General features: G+C 72.9%; 9 protein-coding genes. 2 read left to right on the forward strand and 7 right to left on the reverse strand.

What is annotated here, in order from left to right; translation table 11 throughout:
- Positions 1–56: 56 nt before the first annotated feature.
- Both ACIP5O_RS23315 and ACIP5O_RS23320 read left to right on the forward strand, forming a co-directional pair.
- Positions 57–392 carry a DUF6204 family protein gene (locus tag ACIP5O_RS23315; RefSeq protein ID WP_401296320.1) on the forward strand — a complete coding sequence of 112 codons (336 nt, stop codon included), beginning with the start codon at positions 57–59 and terminating at the stop codon, positions 390–392.
- 72 nt (positions 393–464) lie between these two features.
- Positions 465–1019, forward strand: a complete 555-nt coding sequence (locus ACIP5O_RS23320) for a DUF2087 domain-containing protein (RefSeq protein WP_401296322.1) — start codon at positions 465–467, stop codon at positions 1017–1019.
- A 79-nt stretch (positions 1020–1098) separates the two neighbouring features.
- Here the strand turns inward: ACIP5O_RS23320 and ACIP5O_RS23325 are convergent, their stop codons facing one another.
- From ACIP5O_RS23325 to ACIP5O_RS23355, 7 genes are all read right to left on the reverse strand, one after another.
- On the reverse strand, positions 1099–2448 hold the full coding sequence (locus ACIP5O_RS23325; protein WP_401296324.1) for an acyltransferase domain-containing protein: 1350 nt from the start codon (positions 2446–2448) through the stop codon (positions 1099–1101).
- Between the two features lie 35 nt (positions 2449–2483).
- Complete coding sequence (locus ACIP5O_RS23330) at positions 2484–3443, reverse strand: class I SAM-dependent methyltransferase (protein ID WP_401296326.1); 960 nt, start codon at positions 3441–3443, stop codon at positions 2484–2486.
- Between the two features lie 27 nt (positions 3444–3470).
- Positions 3471–3887, reverse strand: coding sequence for an aspartate 1-decarboxylase (gene panD, locus ACIP5O_RS23335; RefSeq protein WP_401296552.1), 417 nt, complete (start codon positions 3885–3887; stop codon positions 3471–3473).
- Between the two features lie 14 nt (positions 3888–3901).
- Positions 3902–5107 (reverse strand): cytochrome P450, encoded by a 1206-nt coding sequence (locus ACIP5O_RS23340; RefSeq protein WP_401296327.1) that lies wholly within the window; start codon positions 5105–5107, stop codon positions 3902–3904.
- Complete coding sequence (locus tag ACIP5O_RS23345) at positions 5107–6366, reverse strand: cytochrome P450 (RefSeq protein WP_401296329.1); 1260 nt, start codon at positions 6364–6366, stop codon at positions 5107–5109. Before ACIP5O_RS23345 ends, ACIP5O_RS23340 begins: the two co-directional genes overlap by 1 nt.
- 79 nt (positions 6367–6445) lie before the next feature.
- Entirely contained in the window at positions 6446–9814 is a 3369-nt protein-coding gene (gene fabD, locus ACIP5O_RS23350; RefSeq protein ID WP_401296331.1) for an ACP S-malonyltransferase, read from the reverse strand.
- Positions 9814–10815 (reverse strand): methyltransferase, encoded by a 1002-nt coding sequence (locus tag ACIP5O_RS23355; RefSeq protein WP_401296333.1) that lies wholly within the window; start codon positions 10813–10815, stop codon positions 9814–9816. Before ACIP5O_RS23355 ends, fabD begins: the two co-directional genes overlap by 1 nt.
- Positions 10816–10821 lie beyond the last annotated feature (6 nt).

Raw genomic sequence — 10821 nt, forward strand, 5'->3', positions numbered from 1 at the left:
CGCCGCGCCTCTGACGACCAGTCGAACCCGAGAAACACCTCTGGAGACCTCCCATCATGAGCAGCGGTACGACCTACCAGGTCCTCACCCGGGGCAAGTTCGCTCCCCTCGACGAGGAGCAGCGCGCGTCGCTGCTCGCCCAGGTCGACGACCACGGCGTGCTCAGCGCCCGGTTCACCGAGGAGGGGACGGTGAACTACGAGCGCGGACTGCACGGGTTCACCTTCCGCGTGCTGATCCCCGCGACCGACAACGACACCGAGGAGCTCGTCCTGTCGCAGGCCGAGGAGCTCGCCGTGGCGGCCGTCGCCAGGCTCGGCGCCGGATGCCTCGACCTCAAGTCGGTCTCCACCGACCTGGCCAGCATCAAGATCAAGCGAAAGGGGCGCTGACCCGAAGGTCCCGGCCGGCGCGGCGCACGGGCGCCGCGCCGGCCCGTGCCGGCAGGAACGCGGAACACTCTGATGACACCTGACGAATTCACCCTCGTGCTGTCCGACCCGACACTGCGCCGCGTCTTCTCCGCGGTCGCGCTCGGCTCGTCCACCTCGTCCGAGATCCTCACGGCCGCGGGGCTCGACACCCCGGTGGCGGCCAAGGCCATCGGGCAGCTGACCCGGACCGGTCTGCTCGTGCCCGAGGGGCGCGGCCGGCTCGTCGTCGACGAAGGCGCCCTGGAGGAGGCGGCGCGGACCGCCGCCCGCCGCCGGGAGGAGGAGGCCGCGGCCGCGCAGCCCGACGCCCGGCTGCGCGGTTTCGTACGCGACCGTGTGCTGGTGGGTCTGCCCGAGGAGACCGACCACGAGGCGCGGCGCACGGTGCTGCGGCACGTGGGGGAGGTCACCTTCACCGCGGGCGAGGAGTACGACGAGCGTACGGTGACGGAGCGTCTGGAGCCGTGGTGCGAGGGCGGCGTCCTGGACGCCGTGTCCCTGCGCCGGGCCCTCGTCGACCTCGGGGTGCTGCGCCGCGAGTCGGGGCTGTACGGCCTCACCGCCGCTCCGGTCGGCGCCGCCTGAAACCGCTTGGGCCCCCGTCCTGCCGGACGGGGGCCCAAGGGTCTTCGCGCGGGTTCCGGGCGACCGGCAGGCACACCCCCTAGGCGGGGGCGGCCAGGCGCGCCGCCATCGGTGCCGGACGGGGCCGGCGTACCGCGTCCAGTACGACGGCCTGGTACGGGGTGAGGGAGTTCGCGCGCTCCTGCGGGAACAGTGCGGCCCAGTTCGGCTCCCGCCCGCAGGCGTACAGGGTCCCGAGCGAGGCGAGCATGGAGCGGACCTCGGCCCGCCGCCTGCCGGACGACAGCAGCCATCCCTGCCGTTCCCCGTGTTCGAGGGTCTGGCGCACCGGGCTCAGCAGCACCGGATGGGCACTGACCTCGAGGAACACCTCGTGTCCCGCGGCGCCCAGATGTTCCACCGCGGCCGCGAACCGTACGGGTTCCCGCAGATTGCGCATCCAGTACGCGGCCCCGAGTCCTGCGCCCCGCACCGGCTCGGCCGTCACGGTCGAGTACATCGGCAGACGGGTGGGGGTCGGCTCCAGGGTGCGCAGGGCGGCGTGGAGGTCCTCGCGCAGCTCCTCCACGTAGTGGCTGTGCGAGGCGACCGTCCCCTTGATCACCCGGCAGTAGACGTCCCGCGCCTCCAGCTCGCCGACGAGCGCGGCGAGCGAGTGCGAGTCCCCCGCCAGGACGGTGGAGCGGGGGCTGTTCTCCCCCGCCACGCTGATCCCGCCGTCGCTCGCCCCGGCCACCGCCCGCGCCTCGGCCGGAGAGAGTTCCGTCGTGACCAGCGCTCCCTTGCCGGAGATCCGGCGCAGCAGCGCGCTGCGCCGGCAGGCGACCATCAGGGCCTCGCGCAGGGTCAGTCCGCCGGCCGTGTGGGCGGCGGCGATCTCCCCCATGCTGTGCCCGACGACCGCGTCAGGCGTGATCCCCCAGCTGCTCCAGAGCGCCGTCAGGGCGATCTGCAGGGAGACCATCGTCGGCTGGAGGACGTCCAGTTCGTTCAGCCGGGCCTCCTCGGCGGGCAGCTCCAGCTGCTCGACGACGGAGAAGCCGGCGAACTCGCGCACCAGCCGGTCGCACTGGAGCAGCGCCTCGCGGAACACGGGTTGGTGCACGAGGAGTTCGCGTCCCATCCCGTACCACTGGGCCCCCTGTCCGGCGAAGACGAACACCAGCCCGGGGCGCCGGGCCGTGACCTGGGCGGGGACCCGCCCCACCTCACCCGCGCAGGCCTCTTCGAGCTGCGTGCGCAGGTCGTCGTAGGAGTCGACGGCAAAGGCGGTCCGGTGGACGCCGCTCGTGCCCGTCGCCGCCTCGTGGCAGTACCGGGCGAGCGGGGGCAGTGCGCGTCCGGCACGGATCCTGTCGAGATGGGTGTGCAGCAGGACCTGGAGCAGGTCCTCGGTGGCGGCGGCGACGGCGAACAGCCGTGGACTCATGCTTCCCCCTTTTCGGTTTCGGCCCGGGCGGCGGGTCATCGGCGGACGGCGATCCGGTGGCGGTAGCTCTCCATCGGCAAGCCGCTCATCCACGGCACGATGCCCAGCTTGCTGAGCGCCTTGATGGCGGGCGGCGGCTGGTAGCCCGCGAACATGCCGCCGAACATGAGGATCTGGCTGTGCGCGGCGATCTGGCGCACCAGCGGGTTCATGCGCTGCTTGCCGAGGGTGGTGCGGAAGTGGCTGCCGGGTGCCATCCGGCGGCGCACGGCCGCACGGACACGGTCGGAGATGTCGTGGTCGGCCGTCCATTCCAGGCCCTCGGTCTCCTCCGCCGTGCGCCGCATGGTCTCCGTGCGCTGTCGGGTGTAGACGTCGATGTGGCTGAGGAAGCCGCCGGGGCGCAGCACGCGTGCGGCCTCGGCGAGGAATGTGCCGAGGTCGGGGTAGGTGTGCGAGCTCTCGATGTTGACGAGCACGTCCACGGAGGCGTCCTCGAAGGGCAGGTCCTCCGCGTCGCCGTGGACGAAGGTGAGCGCGTCCCCGCGGGAGAGGGTGGCGGTGGCCCGTGCGACGGCCTTCGGGGACAGGTCGAGGCCGGTCATGCGGGCGCCGGGGGCGACGCGGGAGAGGAGGTTGAGGCCCTCCCCCATGCCGCAGCCGACCTCCAGGACGTGGCGTCCGGCGTAGTCGTCGAGGTCGATGGGCAGGTCGCGCAGGGCGAGGAAGTAGAGCTGCTCGCTGAAGCCGTCGGTCCAGGGCTCGCCGAAGCCGGGCACGCGGGCGCGGATCTCCTCGACGAGGGCGGGGTCGTGCATGCCCCAGTTCCACAGTGCCCCGTGGCCGGAGAGCGTGGCGGCCATGTCGTAGATGGCGGCGCTGGCGGACTTCATTCCGGCGGCCTTCTCGCCGCGGCGGGCGGTGCCGGACTCGTCGAGGTTGATGTCCGCGAGACCGCCGGTGAAGGCGGTCATGACGTCAGGAGTGGCACTCATGTGGGTCTCCGGTGAGCAGGTGGGTGGTCAGGTGCTGACGGTGTCGCCGCGCACCAGGCCGAATCCGTCGGGTACGTCGGCGGGGTCGGTGCCGGTCGTGACGGGTCGGTTGTCGGCGTCGACGAAGACCACGCTCGGTCGGTACGAGCGGGCGTGCTCCTCGCTCATGGAGGCGTAGGAGATGATGATGACGAGGTCGCCGGGGTCGATGAGGTGGGCCGCGGCGCCGTTGATGCCGATGACCCCGCTGTCGGCCTCGCCCTCGATGACGTAGGTGCTGAGGCGGGCCCCGTTGTCGACGTCGACGATGTCGACCTTTTCGCCGGGCAGCAGGTTCGCGGCGGCCATCAGTGTGGAGTCGATGGTGACGGAGCCCACGTAGTGCAGGTCCGCCTGGGTCACCGTCGCACGGTGGATCTTGGACTTGAACATCTCTCGGTACAGCACGTTCTCTCCGTTCACCAGGTCACCGGTAGCTCTTGGACCCCGTAGATGATCATGTCCGGGCGGGTGCGGACCTCGGCGGCGGGGACGCCGAGGCGGAGCCCGGGGAAGCGCCCGAACAGGGTCTCGAAGGCGACCCGCAGTTCCAGCCGGGCGAGTTGCTGGCCCACGCACTGGTGGACGCCGTGCCCGAAGGCGAGGTGCGGTACGGGTTCGCGGGTCACGTCGAGCGCGTCCGGCAGGGCGCAGAGCACCGGATCGCGGTTGGCGGCCGCGAAGGAGAGCGAGACCGCGTCACCGGCCGCCATCCGGTGTCCCTCGAACTCCAGGTCCTCGTCGGCCGCGCGGATGCCGCCCGCGTGGACGACCGTGAGGTAGCGGAGCAGTTCCTCGACCGCCCTCCCGGCCAGCGAGGTGTCGGCGGCCAGCACGGCCGACTGCTCGGGGTGCTCCAGCAGGGCGAAGGTCCCCAGCGCGATCATGTTCGCGCTGGTGTCGTATCCGGCGGTCAGCAGCACGGCGCCGACCGTGACGAGTTCCTCGTCCGTGAGCCGGCCCTCGGTGACGAGGGTGGCGAGCAGGTCGTCCGCCGGTTCGGCGCGCTTCGCCCCGACCAGCCCGCGCAGCAGGCCGGTGATGGCGTGCCAGCCTGCGATGGCCTCCTCGGCGCTGGAGTGCACCGCGAAGAGGGTCTTGATGGCCCGGGCGAAGGCCGGGCGTTCCGACAGCGGCACGCCCAGCAGTTCACAGATGGCCGACGCGGCCATGGGCTCGGCGAACCCTGTCACCAGGTCCACCGGGCCCCCGCCCCCGCCTTCGGCCATGGCGTCCAGGTGGCTGTCGGCGAGCTCCTTCAGCCGGGGTTCGAGGGTGCGGGTGCGGCGCGCCGAGAACCAGGCGGCCACCGCCCGCCGGTAGCGGGTGTGCTCCGGCGGGTCCATCGCCGTGAACATGCCCGGGGCCGGCTCGGTGCGGTCCGTCGCCATGGGCAGCGGGATGGGCGAGCGCAGCGCGTCCCCCCGTGAGCTCATCCGGGGGTCGGCCAGCAGCCTGCGGACCTGGGGGTAGCCGGTGACCAGCCAGCCCACGTGCCCGTCCGGGAACTCCATGCGGGCGACCGGGTGGTCGGTGCGGAGCACGCCCAGTTCGGGTGCGGGGTCGAAGGGGCACCGGCCCCGGGTCATCGGCAGGCCCGGGACCGTGGGAACGCCGTCGGCCATCACACCTCGTTCTCCGGGGACAGGCGGACGGGAAGCCGCTGCATCGACATCAGGTAGCGCGGCTCGATCTCCTGCGGGTCGACGGCCAGCGACAGGTCGGGGAACCGCTTGAACAGTGCGGTGAGGGCGACCTCCCCCTCGATCAGGGCGAGGCTGGCGCCCAGGCAGTAGTGCGCGCCCCGGCCGAAGCCCAGGTGCGGGTTCTGCTCGCGGGTGACGTCGAGGCGTCCGGGCTCCTCGAAGACCTCGGGGTCCCGGTTCGCGGCGGCGAGCACCACCTGGATGGCCTCTCCGGGCTGCACGTTCACCCCGCCGATCTCGACGGGCTCGGTGGCGAAGCGGCGGAAGGTGTGCTTCACCGGCGCGGTGTGGCGGACGAGTTCGGCGACGGCCCGGGTGCCGAGGGAGGGGTCCTTCTTCAGCAGCTCCAGCTGATCGGGGTGCTGGAGCAGGGTGAAGACCCCGAGGGCGACGAGGTTGCGGACGGTCTCGTGGCCGGCCTGGACGAGGACCATCGCCAGGGCGGTCAGCTCGTCGTCGGTCAGCCGGTCGCTGTCCTCCTCGTGGACCTGCACGAGTTCGGAGATCAGGTCGTCGCGCGGCTCGGCCTGGCGGGCGGCAATCAGTTCCCGGGTCACCCGGGCCATGCCCCGGACGGCCGGGGCGAACTGCTCGGGGTTCGGGCGCAGGGCCTGGGCGAGGGTCTCGCTCCACTCGCGCCACTGCTCGCGGTACTCCTCGTCGACGCCGAGGAGTTCACAGATGACGATGATGGCCAGCGGGTGCGCGTAGTCCGCGATCAGGTCGGGCTCGGGCTTGCCGGAGAGCCCGTCCAGCAGGCGCTCCGCCACGCGTTCGACGGCCGGGGTCAGGGCCAGCATGCGCCGGGCGGACAGGGCCCGGGTGACGAGGCGGCGGACCCTCATGTGGTCCTCGCCGTCCATGGTCAGGAGGGTGGAGTCGAACATGTCGACGATGTCCTCGGGAATGCCCCGGCTGAGCATGCTCTCGCGGTGGGAGTCGCCCGGCGGGCGGCTGCGCAGGGTCGGCTCGCCGAGCACCGCCTTGACGTCGTGGTGTCCGGTGACCACCCAGACGTCGCTGCCGTCGGCGAACTTCCCGCGGCAGACGGGCCGGGGGCCGCCGAGCCAGCGCTCCCCCGCCTTCGGGTCGGTGATGAACTTCGGGTCGGACAGGTCGAACTCACTGGCCAGGTCGTCGTGTTCGGTGCCGGGTTTCGCGATGGGCGTCTCGGTCATGCGGTGTGCCTCGCTCGTTGCTGTGGATGTCGTTCGTGCGGGTGGTGCTGTGTACGCGGTCCCGCCGCCCCGTCGGAGATCAGGAGCTGCGGCTCGGGAGCCCGCTGCCCACGATCTCGGCGGCCTCGGCCATCAGGCGCTCGGCGAGCACGTCGGCGTGCCGGTCCCGCCAGGCGCGCAGCGGGGTGCGGGCCAGCCACCGGTTGCAGGCGCCGAGGGCCGGCCCGCAGGGGATCTGGTAGTCGGCGACGCGGCCCGGCGTGCCCTCGATCGCCCAGGTGGCCGCCTGTGCGCAGTACCAGCGGAAGACGAGTGCCATGCGCCGCTTGGGGTCGAGGGCGGACCCTGCGGAGTCGCCGAGGCGGGCGAGGACCTCCTCGAAGGAGGCGCCCAGGTAGTCGCGCTCCACCTTCGCGCGCACGGCGGCGGGCACCGCCTCCCAGGCGTCGTGGTTGCGCCACAGGTCGTGGAGCTTTCCCGCGCGGGCGTGGAAGAGCACGCCCTTGCGCAACACGCGTGCCCGGCCTCCCAGTTCGAAGAGGTCCCCGTAGGGCGCGAAGGCGGTGTCGTGTACGTCCGCCTCCTGCAGGAGGTCCTTCGCCGCCGCGCTGGTCCCGCTCTCGGCGGTGCACGCGTTGATGGAGCCGGTGAGGACGAAGTCGGCGCCCAGGACGACGGCCGCCGCCGCCGACTCGGGGGATCCGATGCCGCCGCCGGCCCCGACGCGCACGGCCCCGGCCACGCCGCCGAGCTCCGCGCGCAGTCCGCGCAGCGCGGGCAGCAGCGCCCACAGGGTCGCCATGTCGGAGTGGTCCCCGGCATCCCCCACCGCGCAGACGTCGTCGGCCAGCGCGACGCGTGCGCCCGCCTCGGCCTCCTCGGCGGTGAGCAGCCCCTCCGCCACCAGCCGGCCCACCAGCACGGCGGGCGGCGGCTCCAGGAACAGGCGGGCGGCGTCCGGCCGGGTCACCTTCGCCAGGATCTTGCGGGGCACGTGCACGATGCCGTCCGCCAGCACCCGGGCGCCCGTCAGCCGGTGCCGTACGAGGGCGGGGGTCGCCTCGACGTGGGTGGAGGCCTCCACGAACCGGACGTCGTCCCGGATCAGTACGTCGACCAGCTCGGACTCGGCGCGCGGGTCGAAGGGGTCGTGCGTGACGTTGACCCCGAACGGCGCTCCGGCAGGGACGCGTGCCCGGATCGCGGCGACCGCCGAGGCCACCTCGCGGGCCGGGAGCCCCGAGGCGCCGTAGTAGGAGAGCAGTCCGGCGCCGGCCATCCGCGCGACCAGGTCGACGGAGCCGATCCCCTGCCGCATCCCGCCGGCGGCGTAGGCGAGGCGGACGCCGTAATCCCGCCGGAAGCCCGCCGACCCGAGCGACGCGGCGGAGGCCGTCGCGGGGCGTACGGGTGCGACCGGCGCGGGTTCGGTACGGACCGGTTCGGTACGGACCGGCTCGGTACGGACCGGCTCGGTACGGACCGGCTCGGTACGGACCGGCTCGGTACGGACCGGTTCGGACGGCGGCGGCGCGGCGGACCCCGTCGGCCCGGCAGCGGGGAGCGGGGTCGCCTCGGTCCGGATGCGGGCGATGAGCTTGGTCAGCACCTGCCCCGGACCGAGCTCGCGCACCGTGAAGTCGCCCCGGCCCATCAGGAGCCGGACGCTGTCGGTCCAGCGCACGGGCGAGGCGATCTGCCGCCGCAGGGTGGCGGCCACCTCTCCCGCCTCGTAGGGCCGCGCGTCCACGTTGGCGATGACCGGGATCTTCGGCGGTGCGAAGGCGGTGGCGTCCAGCAGCCGGCCGAACTCCTCGGCGGCGTCGGCCATGTACCGGCTGTGGAAGGGCGCGCTGACGTTCAGCGGCGCGCACCGCGCGCCGGCCGCCTTCAGCGCGGGAAGCGCCCGGTCGACCGAGTCCGCGGGACCGGCGATCACGGTCTGCGTGGGCGCGTTGTAGTTGGCGATGTCGACGTCGGAGAGGCCCTCGTCGCGCAGCACCCGTTCCACGAGCGCCGCGTCGACGTACGAGACGGCGGCCATCGTGCCGCCCGTGACCTGCCCCATGAGCCGGCCGCGCTCGGCGACCAGGCGCAGGCCCGTCTCGAAGTCGTACACCCCGGCGGCGAACAGGGCGGAGAACTCGCCCAGGCTGTGCCCGAGGACGTAGTCGGGCAGGCGCCCGCCCTCGCCCACGGCCGCCAGCCAGGTCAGGGAGTTGACCACGTACAGCGCCGGCTGGGTGTAGCGGGTGTTGCGCAGGTTGCGGCCCGGATCCTCCAGGCACAGCTCCCGGACCGAGTAGCCGAGGACGGCGTCGGCGCGGGCGACGAGGTCGGGGAAGCGGTCGAACACCTCCCGCCCCATGCCCTTGGCCTGCGCGCCCTGCCCGGGGAAGACGTGGACGTCGAGCGTCGGGACGGCGGCGGACCGGTGCACGGCGGTCGCTGCGGGAGCGCTCACGGGGTTCACCTCGATTCTTGCGGGGGTGGCGGCGAGGTGGGGGCGCACGTCGAGGACGGCCCGGTACAGCACCTCGTCGCGGGCGTACGGGGACAGCAGGGGGAGCGCGCGGGAACCGCTGCGCTCCGGCAGGGCGGCCCGCACCAGGTTGGCCATGGAGCCGGAGGGCCCCAGGTCGAGGAAGAGCAGGTCGTCCCGTTCCAGCAGGGGGCCCAGCGCCCGGGTCAGGTCGAAGGGGGCGCGGAGGACCCGCCACAGGTGGGCGGGGTCGGGTATCGGCACGGTGGCGCCGGTGGTGCCGGAGATCAGCGGGATCGTGGCCGGCTTCATGGCCAGGTCGCCGATCAGGTCCTTGAACACGACCTCGACCGGGTCGATCAGGGGCGAGTGGAAGGGGAACAGGACGGGCAGCCGCTGGCAGAGCGTGCCGGTGGCATGGAGGTGCCGTTCGATCCGGTCCAGCACCCCGGAGGTACCGGCCAGGACGAAGTTCTCCGGTGAGTTCACGGCGGCGACGTGGGCCCCCGCGAGGGCCGGGTCGCGCTCGGCGAGTCCCACGTCGGCCAGGACCGCGAGCATCCCGCCCCGCGGGCACTCGGCCTCGAAGACGTCCACCTGGCGGAGCAGGGAGCGCAGGCACTCGTCCGGGTCCACGGCGCCCGCGACGGCTGCCGCCGCGACCTCCCCGAGGCTGGCGCCGAGCACCGCGCCGGGTTCGAATCCGTGGGCCCGGAGCATCCGCGCCAGCGCGTACTCGACCATGAAGATGGCCGGCTGGGTGAGGGAGAACTGCGTCATCGGGTGCTCGGGGCCGCGGCCGGCGCCGTGGATCGCCTCGATCACCGAATCGCCGCGCACCTCGCGGACCGTCGCGTCCAGGGAGTCGAGAGCTTCACGGAAGGCGGCGTCGGCCCCGTAGAGCCACTTGCCCATGCCGTGGTACTGGGAGCCCTGCCCCGCGAACAGGAAGACCGGCGTGAGCATCAGGAGACACGCAGGGAGGATTCGAACACCTTGTGCTGTGTGGGCAGTTGCCCGACCGACTCCACGGCGAAGCCGGCCTCCTCGAGGGCGCGCCGCATGGCGGGCTCGTCCAGTCCGGTGGTGCCCTCGTCGCAGGCCACGGCCTGGAACATCGCCCGCCAGCCGTCGATGTCGTTCTCCACCAGCGGCTCCACGACGAGCAGCCGGGCGTCCGCGGGGCTGTCGGCCATGGCGGTGGCGACGGTGCGCAGGATCCGGACGCAGTTCTCGTAGGTCCAGTCGTGCAGCACGTTCTTGAGCAGGTAGCGGTCTGCTCCGGCGGGAAGTCCGACGAAGAAGTCACTCGGGGCGAAGTCGATGCGGTCGAGCACGTCCTCCTTCGCTACCCGCTCCAGGGCCGTGCGGCCCCTGGCGCAGACGCTGGCCCGATCGGCGACGGTGCCGCGCAGGTCCGGGTGGGCGGCCAGCAGGCCGGGGAGCAGTCCGCCGCTCCCGCCGCCCACGTCGACGACCGTCTTCACGGCGCTGAAGTCGTGCAGGCCGAGCAGGCACTGGGCCACCGGCGTCGCCAGGTCGACCATGCCCTTGTCGAACAGGTCGGCCGTCTCGGGGTGGGACTCCAGGTAGCCGTAGAGGGACTCTCCGAACACCTCCTGGAAGCCGGACTTGCCGGTCTTCACGGTGTGCATCAGGCCGGCGAAGGCGTCGTCGTACAGCTCGGCGGCGAGGATGGCGAAGTGGCGCTGGGTGAAGGGGTGGTCCGCGCGCAGCGGCGCGTAGGCCTCGGTCAGCCGGAACTTCTCTCCGTCGCGCTCCAGGACTCCCGGCACGGTGAGCATCTGGAGGAGGCGGTGGAGGATGTCGGGGTCGGTCCCGGTGCGCTCGGCGAGTTCGGCCGAGGTCATCGATCCGCCGTCGAGGATGTCGGCCATCTCCAGTCGGGCGGCGACCGCGAGGGCCCGGGCGAACCAGCCGCTGACGGCGAGCTTGAGGATTTCCATGAGAGC

Origin of the sequence: Streptomyces sp. NPDC088915, from assembly GCF_044749825.1 — a bacterium.
Classification (GTDB): Bacteria; Actinomycetota; Actinomycetes; order Streptomycetales; family Streptomycetaceae; genus Streptomyces.